This is a genomic window from Mesobacillus subterraneus, assembly GCF_023715485.1.
Classification (GTDB): Bacteria; Bacillota; Bacilli; order Bacillales; family Cytobacillaceae; genus Mesobacillus; species Mesobacillus subterraneus_B.
Genome location: NZ_JAMBOF010000006.1, coordinates 162,629 through 185,702 on the forward strand (window position 1 = coordinate 162,629; position 23,074 = coordinate 185,702).

Here is a 23,074-nt window from a genome sequence, read left to right on the forward strand (position 1 = left end):
GGGGGATGCTTTAATGTGGATTTTACAGAGAATATTTTCGAAACTGCTGAAAATCAGCCTTTTAAAGATATTGTTAATTTCAGTAGCAGTTATTCTATTCAGCAGCTTTATTATCAAAACACTAGAGCCCGAAACCTTCCCAAGATTCATGGATGCATTATGGTGGACGATGACTACTGTTGTCACCGTGGGGTATGGTGATTATTCACCGAGCAGCGATCCAGGCAGGATTTTCACAATGGTCCTGCTCTACACCTTTGGAATCGGAGCAATGGGTGTCATCATTGGCAAAATCTTTGAAAGTTTAACCCTATACAGAAAAATGAAGGAGGAAGGGAAGTTGGCTTACAAGGGAAAAGACCACTATATTCTGATTGGTTCCTCCAGAGACAAACTGAGAAATGTTGTAGAAGAAATCCTTGCCGCAAATAAAAAATGTGAAATAGTGATAGTCGATCATAGCAATGAATCGCCAGTATTGCATGATCGTGTGCATTTCGTAAGCGGCAACCCGGCGGAAGAAGAAGTGCTGATGCAAGCGAATATCCTTGAATCCAAATCCGTGGCGGTTTTTACCGATGATCGTATCGAGCTGCCAGAATATGCTGATGGAAAAACGCTGCTGATATCCTCACGGGTGGAACACATCTCAAAGCATTATCAAAAGAATTTATATACGATTGCAGAGATCATGAAGGAAAAACATATCGCCCTTTTCGAACATGCAAATGTGGACGAATTTATTTTATCTAATGAATCAGTTTCTAAGCTAATGGCTCAGGCAGCGATTTATCCCGGCTCGAGCAGGCTCTTCAAACAGCTTCTCAGCAATACCGATGGGGAGAACTTATATGAAATCGGGAAAAAGCCTCACTGGAATACCTATAAGGAAGCTGCGATGGAGCTTTTTGATTTAGGTGCAACACTAATCTCAGATGGGCATGCCCTTGATGTCGCCAGAAGGCACAACGAAAAGATTCCTGACGGTGCGAAAATGTTCGTCATTTGTGACGAAGATACTTTCAAAAAGATCTGCAGCTAACGATAAATATTCTTGAGAAAAATATCCCTTTTTAAGTTTAAAAAGTTTAAGGAAGGATATAATAATCACGCAAGGTTAAATTGCAATTTTTTTAATCGCTAGGAGGCAACAATCGTGGAACGTGGTAAGGTAAAATGGTTTAACAGTGAAAAAGGCTTTGGATTCATTGAGCGTGAAGGCGGCGAAGACGTATTCGTACACTTCTCAGCAATCCAGGGCGAAGGCTACAAGTCTTTAGATGAAGGTCAAGAAGTTACATTTGAAGTCGAACAAGGCCAGCGTGGCCCGCAAGCGACAAACGTACAGAAAGCCTAACTAAGGATACCTAAAACAGACTCACATAGCTGGGTCTGTTTTTTTCTGGTTGAAAAAATGCCCGTGGCAGTCTTACCGGCTGATCATAATGAATTTAATTGATTTAGGATAAAAACATCTATTGAGAAATAATTAACTATTTTTAAGAAAGTACTTTTTTTGCAAAAAAAATAACACATCCATGATGTGCTACAATTAAAAACCAAAAAATGAACTCAGTATATTGCGTTTTTTAAATTTCCTGAATGGGGTAGAAGGGATTATTGCCATTTTACTTTCCTTTTCAACCACTGTTTCCTTTTGAACTGCAGCTTGTTGCAGACTTTCAATAATGTCGCTTAATCTTCCCACTTCATTTTGCAAGTCCTCGATTTCTCTACGATGATGCAGTATTTGGTATGAAACAATATCATCCGCTTTCCCGCCAAGCTTGTTCTCCAGGTTATTGATTCGTTCCATCAACTTTTCGTACATCAGATCAGATGGTGCTGCCGTAACCTTTGCTTTCCTCGGTTTATTCCCTTTGATTTTCAAGTCTTGGAGCAAAACACCGTTATTGAGCTGTTCCTGGATATTTTTTAATATCTCAATGCTCTCCTCAGAAAATTGATAATGCCCAAGCTCTGTCCGTTCCATTTGAAGGTTTGCCTGCTTCACCCAACGTTGAATCGTACTCGGTGATACTCCAAGCATCTTTGCCACTGCGCTAGTATTCATCATGATCCCTCCTTTGTTAGTAAAGGTTTTCGATAATGGATTTCTTAATCCTTCCGCACTGACAAAACTAGTATTCATTCGCCAAAGATAGTGGATATGCAACAAGATGAAACAAAATGTAAGCTTTACTGATAACCAGGGAGAAATGTGCTAATTCAAATATTTTTTTTGAAAAGTTTGAAACTTTTTCTGGCAATGGATGGTAATATTATTATAATCAAATGAAAAGGTGCGAAGAAAATGAATTATAAATTCTTATTTAGTAAACCATTGATCATCACAGTCGTTTGCGGCCTTCTCTATGTAGGTTTCCTGCATTACAAAATCATCCAGCACGCTACTCCTGAAGCGCCAAAAAATGCTGATTATATTATAGTACTTGGAGCCAGAGTGAAAGGAACGGTTCCTTCCTTAGCATTGCAGTTCAGGATTGACCATGCTGCGGAGTACTTAAAGGAAAACCCTGATACCATTGCGATTGCATCTGGCGGAAAGGGACCTGGAGAAGACATCTCCGAGGCTGAATCGATCAAAAATGAATTAATAGCCCATGGAATCAAAGAATCCAGAATCCTTCTTGAGGATACATCAACTACGACATATGAAAATATTCGATTTTCCAAAAAGCTTATTCCTAAAAATTCTGAGTTAGGGCTAGTAGTTACGAATGATTTCCATATCTTCCGGTCTAAGATGATTGCGAATAACGAAGGGCTAGAACTAAGCGGATTGCCTGCGAAAACTCCAGTACAGGCTTTATTAAAATCATATGTCCGCGAATATCTGGCATTGACGAAGTATTTTATTTTAAACATTTTCTAAATGAGAACTTCAAACTAATGAGGTGAATATATGAATGCGACTGCCACAGCTTTAAATATCATCACATGGATAGTCATATTGCTTGCAATTAGAATGATTTATAGGAAGCAGGAATGGAGACCAAAGCTTTGGAAAATGCTGATTGTTGTTTTCGTCGGTTTATTCTCATTTTCTATTAATCTGCCGTTTTTTGATCAGCAGGTGAAGTTAGCGATCCTGCCTCTCGGTGTCTGGATTTTATACGGCCTCTATTCTCGAAAAAACGAAGGGGAAAGCTGGGAGAAATATCGAAAGTATGCTTGGCTAGGTTTCTTAGCCAATTACCTGTTCCTTGCGATGTCGATATTATCCATTCTCCTCCATGCTGGCATTTATCCTAAAAACGATATAGGAACCTATATTTCTGAGATAAATGGTGCCCATATAATCAAGACCCATCCATCCGCAGCCAACCTTACACTTGATCGTCATTTATTAATGTCTCAAATCGACAACATGAAATATGAACCAATTTATAGCGACGAATGGTACCGTGAAACCTTTGAGACGAGTGCTGAAGAAAATAGAAAGGATGAACGATTTCCTTACCAGCTTACAGGTATTAATTCTAAATGGGGAAGTGGTGTTCATTCACTGATTCTTGTCGAACGTGATGGTAAAGGTATTTTAATAACCACTGGACAAGAACAATTTTATTTTCGTTCAGATCAATCTTTCTTAAAGGAGGGAAAGTAGCATGCTGAAAAAAAAGAAGCTTTTTCTCCTTATAGCAGTGTTAATAATTTTAGGAATTGGAACGATTGGATATTGGTTATTCCTTGCCCCTCCAGATAACTTTCCTAATAAAAAAGCTGCAATAAATGAAATTATGGATAAATTTCCTGAAGCGAATATAAAAGATATGCAGGACATCATTTATCTTGATAAAAAGCATGTATATATTCCTTTTATTACAAAAAACGACAGCTATGGGCTAAGCTTCTGGCAATGGCAGAAACATGAATGGCAATTTATAAGCATTGATACGGGCGCTACTCCAAGGATCTGGAAAATCGATCCTGAAAATCCGGCTTCCCATTTCATCGTCTGGAACTTTCATCCGGAAAATAATTTGCACTATCTCACATTTTATTTAATAAAGGACAGGGGATATAGCATTAATGAAGGAAAGCACAACTACCAGCCGAGTGTCCAGATGGACATCAAAGCAGAATTAGAGGGAAAAACATCCTTTGGCCATACACGAATTCCTTTGGACTGGTGTGAATTTATGCTGTCAGAAAACAAATTGATGGCATCGATTAATCCAGATCCTCTTTTTTCAAACTTTTTCCCGCCTGCTCAATATTATTTTGGCTGGCGGTCGGTCGCGAAGGACGGATACGATGATTATCCGCCTTTCCCAAAAAACACAAATGGGTTTGGGACCGGGGATTCTTTAATAGAACAAATCAGGTATATAGATAAACAAGAATTGGAATAGACTGCTGGAGAAGTACCCTGAAAATTATAATAGCTTAGCTGGAGTCTTTTCTGATGAAACCTTTTACCGATAAATTTCGTATTAATTAATGTATTCTTAAAAAGGCGGGGAACTATGGATAATTGGCTGTTTATCTTTATAGCAAACATTTTCGGGGGAATATTTGTATTTTACTTGTTAAGCTTTCTTTTTTCCGGATTTAATATTGATTCTGCTTTTTTTATAGGAATATTTCTATTCATTCAATTAAGCTTTATAACTACTCTTATATTCCACTTAATACATAGAGTTCAAAAGCTCGAAAAAACAATCGAAAAACAAAAGGTGGTTTAATATGAATCCAATCAAGAATGAAGTCGGTACAATTTTCATTCCAGTAAAAGACATAGAAAAGGCACGCGATTGGTATTGTGATATCCTGGGACTGTCAGCTGATGGAGAAGTACAATTTGGTCATTTGTATGTTCTGCCCATGGAGGGTACAGGCATAGTATTAGACAGCAAGATTTACTCGGAGCAAAATATCTTTGGCGCACCCGTATTCCATTTAAACACAGAAAATATCAAGGAAGCTTTTGATTTCTTAAAGTCTAAAGAAGTCGAGTTTGCAACTGGCATTGAACATGACCATTGGTTTACCTTCAGGGATCCTGATGGAAATCACATTATGGTCTGCAAGTGCTGATAAGCATTTTTCGATAAATAAAGGGTATTGTTATTTATCAATCTGATTTTACTAGAGAAGGAGAAACAAACATGCATTTAAGACGTTTTTTGAAATTAGCTGTAATTATTTGTTTATTTACGTTAGCAATTGGAGGAGCAGCATTGCCTGCATTCGCTTCCAGTGACAATGATGAAGACAGCATTAACGAGAAATACGGCCCTCCGATCGTGGTGTACGGGGAGGCTCTAACTGACAAGCAAAAGGATGAAGTGCGAAAATTGCTCGGAGTTAAAGATTCTTCAAAAGTTAAGGAAATCACTGTAACCGGTAAAGACCTCGTTACCTATATTAAAGGCGATGAACATTCAAATATGTATTCTTCCGCAAAAATTACCAGGAAAGATTCTGGAGAGGGACTTGTGATCAATCAGGTCACCCCTGAAAATATCACTGAAGTTACTGATGAAATGTATGCTAACGCACTATTAACTGCGGGCATCCAGGATGCAATCGTCGATGTAGCTTCACCTGTGAAGGTAAGCGGTCATTCCGCGCTGGTAGGAATTTACAAAGCCTATGATGAGGGTGAAGGAACTGAGCTTAATAAAGACCGTACAAAAGTAGCGAATGAAGAGCTTAACCTGGCAACCGATTTAGCAAAAAAAGAAGGACTTGACCAGGATAAGGTAAGTGAACTGCTGACTGAAATCAAAAAAGAAATCGCAGCCCAGAACCCTGCGACAAAAGAAGAGATCGAGAAAATCATTGATGAGAAATTAAAGGCACTTGAAATTCAGCTTAGTCCGGAAGATAGACAGCTGCTCGTTGATTTGTTCAATAAAATGCGTGATCTGAATATTAATTTTGACAACGTACAGTCACAGCTTGAAGACTTATCAAATGATATTCAAAACCGTATCCAGGAGGCTGTAGGCGATAAAGGCTTTCTTCAGTCCGTATCTAATTTCTTTAAAGAGTTAGTTGAAAGCATTAAAAACATATTTTCTTAAACCAGAGGATTCTCCTCTGGTTTCTTATTTGTTAAGATAGAATATACTAGAACATTCTGAATAATATTAAGGGGTTTTAAAATGATGATTCGACAAGCAGAAGAACAGGATGCAGAAAAATTCGCGAAATTGATCCTTGAAGTAGAAAACACCTCCAATTATATGCTTTTTGGCCCGGGTGAAAGAACATTTAATCCTGAAGCACAAAGAAGGATGATTCAAGCTTTTAAGGCAGACAACCATTCAAATATCTTCCTTGCTGAAGCGGAAAATGAATTGATTGGCTATTTAATTGCAAGGGGTGGGAGCGCGAGCAGAAATCAGCATACTGCATACCTTGTGATTGGTATAATGCAAAGCCATCGAGGCAGCGGAGTCGGCACCAAGCTTTTTGAAGAGCTTTTTGCCTGGACAGACAATATTAAAATCCACAGACTTGAATTGACCGTTGTAACCGAGAACAAAGCAGGTCTTGGTTTATATAAGAAGATGGGCTTTGAAATTGAAGGGACGAAGAAAGATTCATTATTGGTGGATGGGAATTACATAAACGAATACTATATGTCAAAAATTATATAGTAACTTCTTTTAACATTTACATTCTAACCGACATGTTCTGGTCTTTCCGAAAGAACATAAAGAAAAACAGCACCCAAATGGCGTGCTGTTTATTTTTGATCATTTTTTGCTTCCCATTCTTCTCTTAATAAACCCATCTTTATTGAATCATAATATTTCCCATTATAGAGCCGGCATTTTCTGATTCGAGCTTCTTCGACCATTCCAAGTTTTTTACCGACAGTGAGCATCCTGGCATTTCCCGACCAGGTTGTAAAGCCGATTCTTGGAATAGGAAAGGTTTGAAAAAGATGATGGATCCAGACCTTCAGGGCGTCGGTTCCGTATCCTCCGTTCCAATATTCAGGAAGATAAATCACAACCCCAATCTCAAGCCACTGGGAGGATTCATGCTCCCAATAGTACGTTACCATTCCGATAATTTCATCATCGACTTTTATAAGATACTTTCTGTCATAGCCCTGATGAATGAGATTTGTCATTTGTTCTTTAAATTTATCAAGTTCAATCCTCTTTAGAGGAAAATAAGGTGCATCCCATTTCTTCCATTCGGGATGTTCATCTTTATGGATGAGACCCCACCAAATCTCCAAATCCTCTTCCTTAAGCTTGCTCAGGTGAACAAGTTCGCCTGGCAAAATGTCTGGCGTCTGCATTTGTCCGTACCCCCTTTGATAAAAGGCTGTTTTCTCATTGAATGGTGTTATTCGTATATGCTCTGCAAATCGTGTTAATAAAAGTGTCGGAGCTCTTTTCGGGGAGACTTTTGAATAAAGATTGCATTTAACCTCGTAAAAACCCAGGTGCCGGTTTTTTACTTCTGGTTGAAATAGCAACAAAGTTTACGAAAAGAACCTATAAAATGTAGCAAGAATCTTATGCTTAAATTATTCTCTTTCATTCTATTATTTCCTGCTCTATGGGAAAAATACAAAAATACTTCATAAAAAACACAAAAAAAAGACGCTCTCGAGTGCGTCTTTTTAGTTCATTGCTTCATCATCTATAAATGCATTTTCATTAACAGCGAAGAAATTCAGTCCAGCGGCGATTGCGAAAGCTCCTCCAAGTAATACAAATGTAGTAATCATTATGTAATCGCTCCTGTCATTTAATAGTGTTTGTTTTGTTACTTTTATAGTTCCCGATTAGCAAACTATTAAACCTGTTATGAGAGAAAAATGACAGAAAAACTAAAATAAATATCTCTTCTGTAAAAAAAGAGAAAATTCTATTAATTGTTTCCTAAAGGAACCTCAAATTTAATATCGAATCTTTAAATGAGATATTCACCATCAGCTGTGGTGAGCAATGTATAGACTAATGACAGCATAGCGGCTGTCTATCTTCATGGGGGGATGGGAATGAATTTAGTAAGTAAGAAAATGAATCATCATTACGCGATGGAAATTTTAAAATGGAACTATGAACCACCTTACGATTTTTACAACAATGAAGTGAACGATGCGTCAATAAGTGAGCTCCTGGAAGAGAATTACATGGCAATCACAGATTTAAAAGGATCATTAACTGGTTTTTATTGCAGCGGGGAATCGGCACAAGTGCCAGCCGGCAGGGAAGCGGGCGCATACAACGAAACTGCCGTCGATGTTGGTATTGGCATGAACCCAAAATTGACTGGCAAGGGGGGCGGAAAGGCCTTCTTCTCCTTTATTTTAACTGAGCTGCAATCAGCCTTTCCTCATTACATAACCAGACTTACCGTTGCAGCGTTTAATGACAGGGCAATCAAATTATATGCAAATATGGGATTCAAAAAAGAGAAAGAGTTTTACAGTGGCTTAAACCATTTTATTACTATGGTAAAGCGCTAAGATAGCAAAGCTTTGTTGCTTTATTGCAAGTTGGGACTTTTTTTAAAAAAACTCAACTTAATATTTGAAAATGTTAAATAATCCCTATATAATGAAAAAGCTGTGTGAAATCCAGTGTAAATTGGGGCTTTCATTATCAGCGATATATATAGATTGAAGGGGAGAAAAAAAGATGAAAAAGTTTTGGATTTTACTTTCAGCGATCACTTTCGCAATCGGGTTGACAGCATGTTCGGCGGAAAAGGAAGCTGAACCAGAAAAGAAGGAAACAGAAAATAAGGAAACAGAACAGGCTGCTGAGCCGGCTGTAAATCCTAAAAGTGTAATGTATAAATTCTACATGAGCATCGTGAACACAATCAACGAGGCTGATGGTGACCTTAACGCATTTGAAGGAGCAGAAGAGCCAACTGCAGAAGACAAAGCAGCAGCAAGCGCGTCTGCAGCTGCAGTTGCTACAAAGGTAGAAGGTCTACAAGTTCCTGCAGAATTGAAGGACCAACAAGCTGATCTTGAAGCTGCACTTAAGGATATTGCTGAGTCTTATAAGTTGAAGTCTGAGGAATTGAAGAAGGATGCACCAGTTTTAGATGCCGCTGATGAAAAATTTGCTCAAGGTGAAGAGAAAATTGGCGCAGCGTTCGAAAGCCTGGAAATGAACAAGCCATCTCTTGCAAAAGAACTATAATTCTATTATGAAAATGCTGTGCCAGATTTGGCACAGCTTTTTCATATTCAATAATCATTCTTCCTCAACTGTTTCTATCACACCAGAATTTTTTTTCAAGTTAAAATAAGCATCCATAACAGCTCTGCCAATCTTAAGATTCGCCCTGTGGTCTACGCTGCCCTGGTAAGCCCAGGGAACCAAGACTGCCATTGCTACTTCTGGTTTTTCCGATGGGGCAAAGGCTACCAGGCTTAAATTCATAGTATCCATTGGTTTATCACCTTTTTTCCGCAATGGACCGTCATAAAATGCTTGAGCTGTCCCAGTCTTTCCTGCGGGAGAATATGGTGCATCACTGAAAAATCGGTATGCGGTACCACCAGATTCCTGCATCACTTTTTCAAAACCTGAATGAACACGATCCAGCCATTGTTTTTCCACGCCTATATCATTCAGTACATTAGGAGGATAAGAGATATACACCGGTCCAAGCTGATCGCTGGAAGAATCTGGATCTCGTATTTCCTTAACGATTCTAGGCTGCATTCTTTTCCCTCCATTAGCAATAGTAGAAATATACTGTGCGAGCTGCATATTTGAATAGGTATCATACTGGCCAATAACTAAATCGAGGACCTTACCTACAGGATAATTAACACCCTTAGCACCAGTTTGTTCGTTCGGCAGGTCAATTCCAGTACGAATGCCCAGACCGAAGGAAGCAAATGAATTACGAATTGTATCCCAAACTTGTGGATTAAGGTTCAAAGGCTGTTCATATCTGTAAACTCCATTGCCAATCCTGATTGCAGTATGGAACATGTATACATTTGAGGATAGTTTAAGTGCATTTATATCATTGAGAACACCCAAATATCTATACGACTTCTTCCAATCAGTATCCGCTATTTTAATCCCTTTATCATCAAAACGAGTGGATGAATTGATTGCACCATTCTTATAGCCTGTCAATACAGTCGCCCCTTTAACAACAGAACCTGCGTTAAAGGTATTCAATATATTCCCAAGTGCATCGTCTTCAAGATAGATCTCATTGGTTTTCTTATCTTTTACGATTTTCTTGCCTGCCATTGTTAAAACTTCCCCTGTGTTGGGGTCCATCAATACAACATAAGCTCTGTCGAGTAAACCAGTTCCGGGGGAGCTTTTCGCAGTCCATAATTCTTTTGCTATGATTTCCTCTACAGCAATCTGCAAGTCCATGTCGATGCTCAGAACCAAATCTTTCCCTCTTTGCCCTTCAGACACAAGCTCCTTTTCTAAAAGCTCACCGGCTTTATCAGTGACATTGGTTACTTTTTCTTTTTTTCCCTGGAGAACATCTTCATACTCCAATTCCAGGTAACTCTTGCCAACGCGGTCGTTTCGCGTATAGCCTCTGGACATGTAATAATCGATTCTTTCCGCAGGAAGGCCTTCATTAGAAGTCGTGACCCTGCCAAGGACTGGTTTAAAAGTATCTTCATATTTGTATTCTCTGTTCCAATCTGTAGTCGCATTCACACCCGGAAGCATATCAAGGTTTTCGTTTACGACCGCAAATTCCTTAGAGGTCACATCCTCATTCTTGATGATTTGGGGTGTGAATTTATAGCCGCTGTTCATGATTCTGAAGATAGCCAATTCTTCAATATCCTGCTTGGATAGTTGTGCTAAATGGTTATCAGTTATCCTCTCAAGCTGCTTTTTATATAGGTCTTTATCTTTTAGTTTTTTGTTCTTGAATAATTCCATTTCTTGATTTGTAATCAATTTCTTGGCTTCATCAGGATTTTTTATCATCCAGAAGTCTTTCTTGTCTCTTTCGCGGACCTTATCCGTCTTTTGGTCGATAATCCTGGCCAAATTTTCAGCCACCTGGAGCATTTCCTTTTGTGACGCACCTTCATTCGTATATGTAATGGCGTTAAGCGGCTTGTTATCGACAATCACCTTGAGGTTTCGATCGAGCATTTTACCGCGGGGGACAGGGTTGTTGACGGTCACATCTTCTTTTCGGTCTATTTCACGCTTATAGTCCTCACCATGGACAATCTGGACAATACCAAGCCGAAGCACAAGAAGGGAAAAAAGGATAAACACGGAAAAAAACAGGATATTGACCCTTAATGGTGTTGGATTTTTCTTTTTAGGCAAGCATCTCACATCCTATGAAGATATTATTATATTAAATCCATCTATTACCATAAGTGTACGTAATATTTGTATAAGATGTAAAGGTTTTCCTGTAAATATAAAAGAACCTGTTACTTAACAGGATTCTTTTTTAGATTATATTGCTTCCTCAGGAATAAGAGTACTGCTGTCTGTGCTCGGAACATTTCGTTTTTCAATGTTAATTTCATCAGAAGAATAAATCATTACAACCATTTTTCCATAATAAGTTTTTGCACGGATCAAAATCGGCTGATTGTATCTATTTGTGAAGGTGAAATCAGGTCCATACCAACTTACTGTTGCATCTCTTCCTGGCGGGACATAGGGAACCTGCTTGCTATGGGAATAGCGCTCGAGAATTTTCAAGCCAGACCTGTCAGCAGCGTTGAATAGAGTTGATGACACCTGGCAGATGCCTCCGCCAATTCCTTCCGATAGTTCACCACGTACAATGATTGGCGCAGGCTGATAGCCCTTTGATGCTGTCCTTTTGCCTACCACCTTGTTAAAAGAAAATGTTTCTCCCGGAAAGACGACATTGTTATTGATTGCTTCAGCAGCCAAAGCAATATTATGCGAACGTTCCTGATTGCCGCTATTAAAATAGGTTATGTAATGGCCTATAAGCTTTGTGCGGATATTTGAGATAATCTCACTATCAACTTTTGGATGGACAGGCTGTGTTGGGATGTCAATCCTTATAGGTTTGTTCCCAAAGAAGCTGGCAGTGAACTGTTCTTTGAATTTTTCTTGATCGAGCATATAGCCGACTTCTTCAGGAATGATTCTTCCGTAATCATCCAAACCAGCATTCGTCGGAGATTTTTTTATTTGCCGTTCAAGCTGGTTGTTTAAGGTTTCAAGCATTGTATGGTTAAGCAATGGATAGCCGAACCAGGGGATAGAGAAATCCGACCGGTTCACCTCGACCACGGGTTCACCATCCCATATAATCGAAATTTTATCATTCTTATCCACAGTGGAGCTTGTAAGGACCAATCCAAGTATCAATAAGAATCTCAACATTTTCACCTCTCAATTTATTATGGTTAACCTGGATTAATTTAATGTGCTTTTCGTTTATTGGTTTTTAATGGAAGTGAAAAAAGGAATTTATAAAAATATGCCGAATAAGGAATATTACCTATTGTAGAGGAGTGAAAAGGTGTAATATGGTACAGAATCGAAGGGCAGACTTGGATTGGATTAGGATCCTTGCAACTTACGTGGTTTTCCTTTTTCATTGTTCGATGTTTTTTAATCCCTTTCCCTGGCATGTAAAAAATGAAATTATCAATTCAAGTTATATCCTAGTGTTCAGTTTGTTGGTAGGGACTTGGATTATGCCCATTTTTTTTGCATTATCGGGAATTAGCACCTATTTCGCGCTAACTAGAAGGACAGGCAAAGTGTTTTTGAAGGAGCGAATAGTGAAGCTTGGGGTTCCACTTTTGTTTGGAATCCTCATTTTAAGCCCGCCACAAGTTTATATAGAACGTTTGAGTCACCAGCAGTTTTCAGGATCATTCCTTTCCTTCTTACCTAAATATTTTGATGGGCTTTATTTGGAAATAGGCGGGACTGGCAATTTTGCTTTTGTTGGGCTTCATTTATGGTATCTCTTTGTTCTTTTTCTTTTTTCCGCAATAACCTTGCCACTCCTGACTAGAAAAAGGAATAACGTGAAATCCTTTAAGCTCAACCATTATGCGGTAATACTGGTGATCTTGGTTGTCATAGCGCGTTATTTCAACTTCGTGAATTTAGGCGGCTGGGGTATACCATATTACTTTGCATTATTCCTGTTTGGCTATTATTTTTTTTCAAATGAATCGTTCAAGGAATTTTTAATGATGAATAAAAATACTATTGCGATTCTGGCAGTTAGCATGACCGGTATTTATATAACATGGTTCATGCTAGGGATTCCAAAGATGACCGAATTGACGTTTTTCTTGTTCACAATCGTCAAAGTAGTAAGCAGTTTGAATAGCATGTTATTTATTTTTTATTTGGCAAATCGTTTTTTGACTCAGGAAAACAATTTTTTCAACTATAATTCTGCCTTATCAATGCCGTTTTATGTACTGCACCAGCCGGTAATTGTTATGGTGGGCTTCTTGATTTACCAATTAGACTGGCCAATTGCTGTCAAACTGGTCTTTTTAATCACCACATCTCTCAGTATGATCTTATTTAGTTACGAATTTTTCATTAAGAAAATTACGGTATTGCGTGTCTTATTTGGCATGAAGGGAAAGAAGCCCAGCAAAATAGAATTGGATACGGCATTGAAAGGATAAATCAGTTTGAATAACGAGGTTATAGCGAAATCCGGACTAAAAAGAACAGGTAGATGAACTAGGATTATCTATTATAAGTTCAGCTCATGTTAACAACACTCTAGACTTATAGAGTGTTTTTTTCCTTTTTTTATTGAATAATTAGAACTTTATGTTATAATTTGTGTAAAATTACACCACAAAAACATAGTCAACATGATTTTTTAGTGGGAATTGTCTCAATTACTCTCCAAAGTTTTTTATCCTCATTAGACATCTGCATACATCTTCCTTTAATTTCACAACCGAAATCATTTCTTAACTTTTCTTAAGAAATTATTAAGAAATTAACACCTATCTTTTTGGAAGAGGTTGGCATATAATTTAACTGTATTAATAATAATAGTACACTTAGTACAGTTAGGGGGTCATTATGTTTGAGCTTGACCTGAGAAGCCGCAAACCGATTTACGAACAGCTTATCGATAAAATGAAAGAGCTGATCATTAATGAAGTGCTCAAACCTGATGAACAATTGCCTTCCGTCCGCCAGCTGGCACAACAGCTGACGATAAATCCGAACACAATCCAAAAAGCATACAGGGAGCTGGAATTACAGGGGTTTATTTATTCCCAAAAAGGCAAAGGGAGCTTTGTAAATCCGATAAGTCCTGGCAAAGATAACGAAAAAATCGAGCAAGTGAAACAGGAGCTGGAAAAATTGCTGCTAGAAGCTTTGTATCTTGGCGTTCAAGCAGATGAACTTCATGCTCTAATAAAAGATTTAGACGCTTCAAAAGGGGGGGGCAAGTGAAATGATTCAAATGAGAGAGATAAATAAAACATTTGAAAAACATCCAGCCATAAATGATGTCAATTTAACGATAGAAAAAGGTTCGATCTATGGATTGATTGGGTCAAATGGGGCCGGAAAAACTACTGTCATAAAATTGCTCGCAGGGATTTATAAACAGGATTCAGGCGAAGTGCTTCTTAATGGAACATCGATTTATGAAAATGAACAATTGAAAGCAAAGTTATTTTATATATCAGACCAGCCATATTTTTTCCCGCAATATACAGTCAAACAAATGGCCCAGTTTTATAAAAGTATCTATCCATCCTGGAATGAAAGCAGATTCATCAAACTTGCAGAAGTCTTTGAGTTCAGCATGAACAAGAAGATTCAAACTTTCTCAAAAGGAGTCCAGCGGCAGGCAGCGTTTTGGCTGGCTTTATCGGCCATGCCTGAAATCTTGATTCTTGATGAACCAATGGATGGCTTGGACCCGGTAGCTAGGAAAAAAGTCAAAAACCTGTTAATACAGGATGTCGCAGACAGGGAAATGACCATTTTAATTTCATCCCATAACCTGCGTGAAATCGAGGATATTTGTGATCATATCGGAATTTTACATAACGGCGCACTTCTTCTCGAAAAAGACCTTGATGATCTGAAATCTGATATTCATAAGGTACAAGTAGCATACAAGGGTGATCCTCCTGCTTACCTGGAAGATAATTTAAAGGTGCTCCATTGCGAAAAGAGAGGAAGCGTAATGCTTTGTATTATCAGAGGCAAAGAAGAGGAGATTGAAGAAAAGATTCGCAAAAGCCAGCCTGTCATCTTCGATTTACTCCCATTGACACTTGAGGAAATATTCATCTATGAAATGGGGGATATCGGCTATGCAATCAAAAATGTCATTGTTTAATAGAGAAATGATTCTTCAGGTTGGCAGAAATGTAGGCTGGATCTCGGTCATTTACTTCCTTGGTTTATTTTTCGTGATTCCGTTAAGAATCATGATGAATTACTCCGGAGATAATTATCAGTATTTTAGACCGATTCACAGCATCTTTGATTTAGAGTATGGTGTTCAGTTCATGATGTACATTACAGTACCGGTTATTCTCGCTGTATTCCTTTACCGTTTCCTTCACGTAAAGGCGGCTGCAGACTTAATGCACAGTTTGCCGCTGAAAAGGGGAAAAATCTATCAATTTTATACGCTGACAGGTTTTGCTTATTTAATCCTCCCTGTGATCCTAATTGCTTTGATTTCAATCTTTATACACAGTGTCTATGATTTAAATCTATACTTTCAGCTAGAAGACGTATGGAGATGGACTGGAACGGTCATTCTCTTTAACGCTGTCTTATATATGGCAGGAGTGTTTGTTGCCATGGTTACCGGTATTTCAGTGGTACATGGGGTATTAACCTACATTATGCTGCTGTTTCCGGCAGGTTTCACCTTACTGATTATCTATAATTTAGGGTTAATGCTTTACGGCTTCCCCAGTGATTACTTTCAGATAAGGAATATCGAAAAACTTTCACCAATAACACATCTTTCACTAATGGAAAGTCAGAATCTTTCTTTTAAAGGAATATTGATATATTCAGTATTTTTGATCAGCTTTTACATTCTGTCACTCATCCTTTATAAAAGAAGAAAAATTGAAGCAGCATCTGAAGCAATCGCATTCTTCAGCCTGAAAGTAATCTTTAAATATGGAGTAGCTTTTTGCATGATGCTTCTTGGCGGAATGTATTTCGATGCAATGCAAAATAAGTTTGGCTGGCTGTTATTTGGCTATGCTGCTGGCGGAACCATTGGTTATTTTGCCGCAGAAATGGTCCTTCAGAAAACCTGGAGAGTCTTTGGACATATTCGAGGACTTGGCATTTTCGGTGTTGCAGTGGTCATTTTCGTATTGATTATCCAAGCTTTCGCTCCATACGAAAAAAGAGTTCCAGAGCTTGAAAAGATAAAGAGTGTCACATATACGAACATGATCTATTCTGGTCTGGATGAGGACCAGGCTGCTAAACCGTTAAAAGAACTTGAAAACATTAAAGCAGTCAGGAACCTTCATGCAGATATCATTAAAAACGAAAAACGCAATGAATTAGATATGAAGTCAACTGAATTCGCACTCTTTATCTATGAACTAGAATATGGAACAAGAATGGTCCGCCAATATTCCATTGACCGACTTGATTACGTAAATCATCTTAAAAAAATTAATGAATCTTTGGAATACAAACATGCCAACAATCCAATTTTCAAGGTGAAATCTGATGAAGTAGTTTCAATCAGAATCATCAATGGCAGTAAAGACAATAACTTGATTATCTCAGATCCCGATAAAACCAAAGAGGCAATGGATATTTTAAAGAAGGAAACCGTAATTGATCCGTACGATTCTGATTACTACCCACGCGGCAATCGATCAACCGTGGAAATTCAAGCAGGTAAGGGTGATTATGTCCATACTGAATTGAAACAGTCGTATTCACTCATGATTGCCTGGCTGAAGAATAACGATATGCTAGAGCAAGCCTTGGTTATGCCGGAAGATTTAGAGTATATCCTAGTGACAAATGAAGCAATAAAAGAAAATCAGTTCAAAGAATTTCCTGAGGCGGAAATTCAGGAGACGCTTGAGGCAAATGAAAACACACTTAAATTGACTGATAGAGACGATTTACAAGCGGCTATTGAAAATGCTGGTTACGGATGGTTCAATGAAGAACCCTATACAGCCATTTTCGTCTATAAGTCCGGAAATCGTAAAGAAATTCGAACCTTCAGCGAGAAGCATGTTCCCGACTTTATTAAAGAACATTTTAAATAAGGGTTATTTTGCAATGATTGTTCCTGTTCGGAAAAACAATAATACAGTATTTTAATGGGTTCGACTACTTTTTTGAAGATCCAATATGCAAGAAAGCATTAAAACCATAAAATCTGAAAAGCCAAATTGTACTTTTGTTTGTAAAACAAGGAAGTTAGGAACTTAGTAACAAATGCAAGGGGGATGGAATATGGCTTACATTGACTTTGACGAGCTTTACAGAAAACATGAGAAAAAGCTTTGTCACATCGCATTTAGCATAACGAAAGACAGGCATTTAGCAGAGGACGTAGTTCAGGAAACATTCATCAAGGCTTACAAAAAAATCGAAACGATTGAAGACACACAAAAAATCGGTGCATGGCTTGCTGCTATAGCGGGCAGAACAGCAATTGATTATTTGCGAGCGGAAAAAAGAAGAAAATGGCTGCCTTCCGACCAAAGCTTAATGGAGCAAATATTCAGCGACCAAGACATTATCCACTCGATTGAAAAAGAAGTGGAAATCATTCTCTTCAAAGAGGAAATCCAGCATCTTCTCTACATGCTGACCCAAGAATACCAGCAGGTGCTTGTCCTGAGGCTTCAATACGGATTAAAAGAAGATGAGATTGCTTACAAATTGAACCTTAAATCTGGAACGGTGAAAACAAGGCTACACCGAGCCCGGAAACAATTAAAAAAGGTCATGACCGAAAAATACCCAGCCTAACATTCCATTTACAGGGCGATTTATTAAACGATCGCCTATTTTTTTTCATCAATTCCATCTGGAAATTTTTTATATTATTTCAATTTAGTAGAAAAAGAGGTGCTGCATGATTACGATAAAAGATATAAGCCACGAATTCGAAATTGGTAAGAAAGGCAACAAAACAATCATCCCTGTTTTAAAGAATGTATCCTTCGAGGTAAACAAGGGTGAGATTGTAACCATCGTCGGCCGAAGCGGGTCCGGCAAATCCACATTGTTAAACTTGGTCAGCGGGTTCATAAGACCAAAAAAAGGTGAAATCATAATTAATGGTGTCGCTATTTCTACCATGAACGAATCTAAATTTGCTGATTTCCGTATTGAGCATCTGGGGTTTATATTCCAAAGCTTTCAGCTTATTCCCAGCATGACTGCGTATCAAAATGTTGAGCTTCCTCTAATACTAAAGGGAGTTAAGGAGAATGAACGGAAACACAGGACTAATGAAATTTTACAGATGGTTGGATTGTACGATTATAAGGACCATTATCCTGGCGAACTCTCAGGAGGCCAACAGCAGCGGGTCAGCATTGCACGTGCGCTTATTGTGAACCCGCCGATCATTCTTGCCGATGAACCAACAGGCAGCCTTGATTCTGAGACAGAAGAGGATTTATTAAATTTTATCATTACACTTAACAAAGAATTAGGGATTACTTTTTTAATTATTACCCACGACGAAAAAGTATCGCAGATAGGACATCGAACGATTGAATTAAGGGATGGTCGTGTTTTAGAGGAGGCATATGCATATGAGGCTTAAAGATCAATTCCAATTTGTTAGGCAAAATATGAAAAAGAACCGCACAAGACTGTTCATGACAATCCTTGCTACGGCTATGAGTGTAGCATTCCTGATTGTCCTTGCTTCTGTCGGATTCGGTCTACATAAGTCAATCGTCAAGGAAACATTGGAGAGGCGGATTGTGACAGAGATAGAGGTACCGGGAAAAGAAGACGAAAATGGCGGGTACAAACAGCTGACTGATGAAGATATCGCCTACTTCGAAAAGATTATAGATGTCAAAGCGGTAACAAGAAGAAAAAGCCTCCAGGAGTATTTATTCGTGACCGGGAACCATGAAGTTTTCGCCCAGGCGGTTGTAGCCCATATGCCATCCGAGACCAAAGCCGGACTTGAATTATCGAAGGGGCGTCTCCCAAAGGCAGAAAATGAAGTAGTGGTAGGTTATCACTTTGTTGAAGAACTTCATCCAAAGGATGCCAAGGATGATTTATATGATGAACGTGGCCAAATTAAAGACGAGTATCGCTATAAAGAAGATTTGATAGGGCAAAAGATTTCCATGAACGTCATTAAGCTGGAAGAAGGCAAAGAAGTAAAAGAGCCTATCGAAGTCACAGTAGTTGGAATCCGGAAACAGCCAACCAAGGAATGGAATTACGATAATATTGTCTTTGTATCAGAGGGAGTTCTTAAACAGGTGGAAGATTTCACAGGAACTCCGCGGGGTATTCTGAAAGATTCAAATAATCCTGATGTGGAGGTTCCCAATATCGCTGCCGATCAATATGATCAAGTAAAGGTTTATGCAAAAGATATGGAATCTGTAAAAAATATCACCAATGAGTTAGAAGCAAATAATTATCCTTCCTACTCAGTGATAAATGAATTAAAGGATGTCAATATGATGTTCACAATCGTAAAGACTGGCTTGATTTTTATCGGGACAATCGCCATCCTCATCGCATCAATAGGAATATATAATACTATGACAATGGCTGTTACCGAGCGGGCACCTGACATCGGAATCATGAAAGCGATTGGAGCAAATCCAAGAACAATCAAGAAAATTTTCTTGCTTGAAAGCAGCTATATTGGTTTGATTGGGGCTACAATTGGGACACTTGTTGCCTATGGCATTAGTTTTATCGTAAATTTTGGTCTGCCTTTAATCATAAAACAAGCATTTGGAGAAGAGCCACCCGAGGAGCTGACTTTTAGTTACATTCCGATAACTCTGCCAATCATTAGTTTTCTGATCTGCTATATCGTAACCATTCTTTCTGGTCTTAGACCAGCCCAGCGCGCTACGAAAGTCGATGTTCTTCAAGCAATGAGAAGAGAAGTATAGAAAGAAATGACAAGAACCAGCCACAGCGCAGGTTTTAGTCATTTCTTTTCTTTTGGCTCTGTAATAATAGAATGTTGATTTCACTGTGATAGAAAAATAAACGGAAAATTTCCGGTTAAATTGGGAAATACCAACGTTTCCCTAAAAATAAGGGGAGTTTTTCCGTATATATTAACCTAATCTTTAGATTTAGTTATATATAGTGGAGTTAATCGGAATATCTCCGCTTATATCTGCTTCTTAAGCCCCTACTTTATACTTTAGCCGGAATTTCTCCGCCTATGAATTCCTATACCTAAGCGAAAAATAAACAAATTATAATAACAGAGCCTTTCTTTTATGAAGGCTCTTTTCGTAAACATTGTTGCTTTCACAACATAAAGGAAAAATCAGCATTTGAATTTTCACGATTTATAATGCCTTCCTGTACAGAATCCTCCCGAAAAGAGCTCGAATTCAAGAAATATGCGAGATGAAAACTTGACTAGAAAAACAACAATTTATGCAAAAACAGCCTTTAAGAAAAATTTTTCTATCTACTGTATTATTGATTTGCTAAAATCAATCTTAGAATATTTTGAACGATTTTCAGATATCGACCGTCCTATAGAGAGAATTGTAAACCAGGGGGAATGTGCATGGCACTAAATATGATTGAGTTGGAATCAGTTTCAAAAAAATTCTGTGAACAGCTGGTACTTGCAGATGTTTCAATGACTGTTAAAGAAGGAGAAATCGTTGGTCTGCTTGGCCCGAACGGCTCAGGAAAAACCACTATGATCCGTCTGATGAATGGTGTCATCAACCCGACGAGCGGTCAATTGTCTGTAAACGGACTGAATCCACAGCATGATGGGGATGAACTCCGTAAAAACTGCGGAATCCTTACTGAAAACGCTGGTTTATACCACGAAATGTCAGGGATGGATAATCTGATTTTCTTCGCAAAGCTTTACGGACATTATGATAAAAATCAAATCGCAAATCTTTTGGATGAGTTTGAGCTTGCTGAGCACAAGCATAAAAAAGTTGGGACTTATAGTACTGGGATGAAGCGAAGGCTAGGAATCATTAAAGCGATCTTGCACAAGCCAAGGATTCTTTTCCTTGATGAGCCTACGAACGGACTGGACCCGGAAGGTATAAAGCTTGTGCTGAAATTTATTAAAGAGCTAAACGAGCGTGAAGGAACGACAATTTTTCTCTGCTCGCACATATTGCATCAATTAGAGAATATATGTGAGCAATATTTATTTCTTAATGATGGAAAGATTATCGAGTCTGGGACATTAACTGAGTTACAGACCAAACATGTTAGCCGAATCCAATTAAAAGTAGTGACAAACCTCGAACCTGAGGAAGACCATTGGGCTGACTATCCTGTCATAAAGAAGGGGAAGAATACGCTGCAATTCACTTTGCCTTCAAGGGACCATATTTCACCTCTGCTTGAAAAAATCATTCGAAAATCATGGATTCACCATGTTGAGATAGAAAATAATGATTTAGAATCAATATACTTCAGGGTTAGGGGTGGGAGAGATGAATAATAAACTCATCTGGCTGATCGCTTCAAAGGATATAAAGGCTATAACCAGCTCTACCCAGGTTTGGCTCGGATTAGTATTATTACCGTTTATCTTTTCCGTCATTTTTCCTTTAGTCTTTATTTTATTGATAAAAAACTTCCCACTTTCCTCTCCGGAATTAACAGATTTAGTCAATAATGTACTCAACGGCCTAAAGGAAGCGAATAGCGGGGGGCTGATCAACAGTCTTCCTAGCATGAAGCATCAAATCATTTATGTAGTCGTGAATTACCTCCTCGGATCTATATTTTTGCTGATCCCAAGCTTAAATGCGATGATGATCTCTCTGCACAGCTTTGTCGGGGAAAAGGAAAGAAGAACTCTTGAAACATTATTATTCTCGCCAATTACAGTGAAAGAGTTATTCATTGGTAAGGTACTTGCCGCGTTTATCCCGTCTATTGCCATAACATGGGTTAGCTTCTTTTTATTTGGTCTAATCACAATAAGCATGACATACGAGATGTTTGGTTTTCTGATCTTTCCGAACGCAAACTGGCTAATTTTAATGTTGTGGGTCGCACCCATGATCACAATCCTGACCATCCTTGTAAATGTATTCGTTTCTGCGAGGTCCAAAGGTTTTCAGGAAGCCCAGCAACTAGGCGGAATTCTGATTCTCCCGATCATGGGTCTTTTCATTGGCCAGGCAACAGGATTCCTTATTATTAATCCCATGTTATTGACTTTAATTGGGGTAGTTATTTCACTGATAAACTTCATATTATTAAAAGTGATGACAAAATATAATGATCGAAATACGTTATTTGAGAAACAGATTTAAGTTGGCTCCTATCATAAGCCAAACTATTTTGCGTATAAGGATGTCTTACCTAACAGCATAAATCATATTCCTCAAACCATGCTTTTGATAAACCCAGCATGCATAGATGGTCCAACTTTTGAAAAATCTAATCCTATCGAAGAATTTTACAGGGGGATAGGATATGTCTGTTATCGTTATACAAACATTCGAAATAAAGCAGGATAAGTTTCCCGATGCTATTAAAAATTTACGATTGATGCAGAACTTCCGGAATGAACAATATGATCACAGAGTCGAGTTGTTATCACCTATTTCCGGCGAGGACCATAAATATGCTTTAATTTCAACCTACGAGGGATTGGCGGAAATGGAGCTTCAAAACAAAAAGATGTTTGAAGATGAAGAATATAAAAAGTTGATCGGGGAATTCTTCCTGGAAAATATCGTACAGGGTAGTATGTTCACACAGATGTACCGTACAATGACTGGCCTGAAAAATGATTCCGAATCAGAGAAAAACAAAAAATGATTAAAGCTGCGACAAAAAGCCGATTCCTTTGGAGTCGGCTTTTTAAGTAACTCGACGCCGGCATGGAGAGGATCAGTACATAAAATAACTTTATT

Annotated in this window: 24 protein-coding genes; 20 read left to right on the top strand and 4 right to left on the bottom strand. The window is 38.3% G+C overall.

Annotation, left to right across the window (positions count from 1 at the left end; genetic code table 11):
* Nucleotides 1-13: 13 nt before the first annotated feature.
* Together M3204_RS10675 and M3204_RS10680 are read left to right on the top strand one after the other, a co-directional pair.
* A complete protein-coding gene (locus M3204_RS10675; RefSeq protein WP_251481259.1) occupies nt 14-1,042 on the top strand; it encodes a potassium channel family protein in 1,029 nt (342 codons plus the stop codon).
* 114 nt (nt 1,043-1,156) lie between these two features.
* A complete protein-coding gene (locus M3204_RS10680; RefSeq protein WP_023614065.1) occupies nt 1,157-1,357 on the top strand; it encodes a cold-shock protein in 201 nt (66 codons plus the stop codon).
* 195 nt (nt 1,358-1,552) lie between these two features.
* Here the strand turns inward: M3204_RS10680 and M3204_RS10685 are convergent, their stop codons facing one another.
* The gene (locus tag M3204_RS10685; protein ID WP_251481261.1) at nt 1,553-2,077 is read right to left on the bottom strand and encodes a MerR family transcriptional regulator; all 525 of its coding nucleotides are present in this window, start codon (nt 2,075-2,077) and stop codon (nt 1,553-1,555) included.
* Nucleotides 2,078-2,314: 237 nt separating this feature from the next.
* Here M3204_RS10685 and M3204_RS10690 point away from each other — a divergent pair, with 237 nt between their 5' ends.
* From M3204_RS10690 to M3204_RS10715, 6 genes are all read left to right on the top strand, one after another.
* Complete coding sequence (locus tag M3204_RS10690) at nt 2,315-2,896, top strand: YdcF family protein (protein ID WP_251481262.1); 582 nt, start codon at nt 2,315-2,317, stop codon at nt 2,894-2,896.
* 30 nt (nt 2,897-2,926) lie between these two features.
* The gene (locus tag M3204_RS10695; RefSeq protein ID WP_251481264.1) at nt 2,927-3,631 is read left to right on the top strand and encodes a hypothetical protein; all 705 of its coding nucleotides are present in this window, start codon (nt 2,927-2,929) and stop codon (nt 3,629-3,631) included.
* 1 nt (nt 3,632) lies between these two features.
* Nucleotides 3,633-4,379 carry a hypothetical protein gene (locus M3204_RS10700; protein ID WP_251481266.1) on the top strand — a complete coding sequence of 249 codons (747 nt, stop codon included), beginning with the start codon at nt 3,633-3,635 and terminating at the stop codon, nt 4,377-4,379.
* Between the two features lie 334 nt (nt 4,380-4,713).
* Complete coding sequence (locus M3204_RS10705; protein WP_251481267.1) at nt 4,714-5,064, top strand: VOC family protein; 351 nt, start codon at nt 4,714-4,716, stop codon at nt 5,062-5,064.
* 71 nt (nt 5,065-5,135) lie between these two features.
* Nucleotides 5,136-6,056 (top strand): DUF1002 domain-containing protein, encoded by a 921-nt coding sequence (locus M3204_RS10710; protein ID WP_251481269.1) that lies wholly within the window; start codon nt 5,136-5,138, stop codon nt 6,054-6,056.
* Nucleotides 6,057-6,137: 81 nt separating this feature from the next.
* Nucleotides 6,138-6,635: a GNAT family N-acetyltransferase gene (locus M3204_RS10715; protein WP_251481271.1), complete on the top strand. Its 498-nt coding sequence runs from the start codon at nt 6,138-6,140 to the stop codon at nt 6,633-6,635.
* Between the two features lie 89 nt (nt 6,636-6,724).
* Here M3204_RS10715 and M3204_RS10720 read toward each other — a convergent pair whose 3' ends face one another.
* Entirely contained in the window at nt 6,725-7,291 is a 567-nt protein-coding gene (locus tag M3204_RS10720) for a GNAT family N-acetyltransferase (protein ID WP_251481273.1), read from the bottom strand.
* Nucleotides 7,292-7,999: 708 nt separating this feature from the next.
* Between M3204_RS10720 and M3204_RS10725 the strand changes: the two genes are divergently transcribed.
* Entirely contained in the window at nt 8,000-8,470 is a 471-nt protein-coding gene (locus M3204_RS10725) for a GNAT family N-acetyltransferase (RefSeq protein ID WP_251481275.1), read from the top strand.
* Nucleotides 8,471-8,642: 172 nt separating this feature from the next.
* Nucleotides 8,643-9,158 (top strand): hypothetical protein, encoded by a 516-nt coding sequence (locus M3204_RS10730; protein ID WP_251481277.1) that lies wholly within the window; start codon nt 8,643-8,645, stop codon nt 9,156-9,158.
* Nucleotides 9,159-9,212: 54 nt separating this feature from the next.
* Here the strand turns inward: M3204_RS10730 and M3204_RS10735 are convergent, their stop codons facing one another.
* Together M3204_RS10735 and M3204_RS10740 are read right to left on the bottom strand one after the other, a co-directional pair.
* Complete coding sequence (locus M3204_RS10735; protein WP_251481279.1) at nt 9,213-11,297, bottom strand: peptidoglycan D,D-transpeptidase FtsI family protein; 2,085 nt, start codon at nt 11,295-11,297, stop codon at nt 9,213-9,215.
* A 135-nt stretch (nt 11,298-11,432) separates the two neighbouring features.
* Entirely contained in the window at nt 11,433-12,344 is a 912-nt protein-coding gene (locus M3204_RS10740) for a VanW family protein (protein ID WP_251481281.1), read from the bottom strand.
* 146 nt (nt 12,345-12,490) lie between these two features.
* Between M3204_RS10740 and M3204_RS10745 the strand changes: the two genes are divergently transcribed.
* The 10 genes from M3204_RS10745 to M3204_RS10790 all read left to right on the top strand — a co-directional run bounded on the left by M3204_RS10745 (nt 12,491) and on the right by M3204_RS10790 (nt 22,979).
* Nucleotides 12,491-13,621, top strand: a complete 1,131-nt coding sequence (locus tag M3204_RS10745; RefSeq protein WP_251481283.1) for an acyltransferase family protein — start codon at nt 12,491-12,493, stop codon at nt 13,619-13,621.
* A gap of 412 nt (nt 13,622-14,033) precedes the next feature.
* Nucleotides 14,034-14,414: a GntR family transcriptional regulator gene (locus tag M3204_RS10750; RefSeq protein WP_251481284.1), complete on the top strand. Its 381-nt coding sequence runs from the start codon at nt 14,034-14,036 to the stop codon at nt 14,412-14,414.
* Between the two features lies 1 nt (nt 14,415).
* Nucleotides 14,416-15,315 carry an ABC transporter ATP-binding protein gene (locus M3204_RS10755; protein ID WP_251481285.1) on the top strand — a complete coding sequence of 300 codons (900 nt, stop codon included), beginning with the start codon at nt 14,416-14,418 and terminating at the stop codon, nt 15,313-15,315.
* Complete coding sequence (locus tag M3204_RS10760) at nt 15,290-17,245, top strand: DUF6449 domain-containing protein (RefSeq protein ID WP_251481286.1); 1,956 nt, start codon at nt 15,290-15,292, stop codon at nt 17,243-17,245. Before M3204_RS10755 ends, M3204_RS10760 begins: the two co-directional genes overlap by 26 nt.
* 190 nt (nt 17,246-17,435) lie before the next feature.
* Nucleotides 17,436-17,957 carry an RNA polymerase sigma factor gene (locus M3204_RS10765; RefSeq protein WP_251481287.1) on the top strand — a complete coding sequence of 174 codons (522 nt, stop codon included), beginning with the start codon at nt 17,436-17,438 and terminating at the stop codon, nt 17,955-17,957.
* Nucleotides 17,958-18,063: 106 nt separating this feature from the next.
* Nucleotides 18,064-18,762 (top strand): ABC transporter ATP-binding protein, encoded by a 699-nt coding sequence (locus M3204_RS10770; RefSeq protein WP_251481288.1) that lies wholly within the window; start codon nt 18,064-18,066, stop codon nt 18,760-18,762.
* Nucleotides 18,752-20,095 (top strand): ABC transporter permease, encoded by a 1,344-nt coding sequence (locus M3204_RS10775; protein ID WP_251481290.1) that lies wholly within the window; start codon nt 18,752-18,754, stop codon nt 20,093-20,095. Before M3204_RS10770 ends, M3204_RS10775 begins: the two co-directional genes overlap by 11 nt.
* Before the next feature lie 638 nt (nt 20,096-20,733).
* Complete coding sequence (locus M3204_RS10780; protein ID WP_251481292.1) at nt 20,734-21,645, top strand: ABC transporter ATP-binding protein; 912 nt, start codon at nt 20,734-20,736, stop codon at nt 21,643-21,645.
* The gene (locus M3204_RS10785; RefSeq protein ID WP_251481294.1) at nt 21,638-22,468 is read left to right on the top strand and encodes an ABC transporter permease subunit; all 831 of its coding nucleotides are present in this window, start codon (nt 21,638-21,640) and stop codon (nt 22,466-22,468) included. Before M3204_RS10780 ends, M3204_RS10785 begins: the two co-directional genes overlap by 8 nt.
* Before the next feature lie 163 nt (nt 22,469-22,631).
* Nucleotides 22,632-22,979: a hypothetical protein gene (locus M3204_RS10790; RefSeq protein WP_251481295.1), complete on the top strand. Its 348-nt coding sequence runs from the start codon at nt 22,632-22,634 to the stop codon at nt 22,977-22,979.
* Nucleotides 22,980-23,074: the final 95 nt, after the last annotated feature.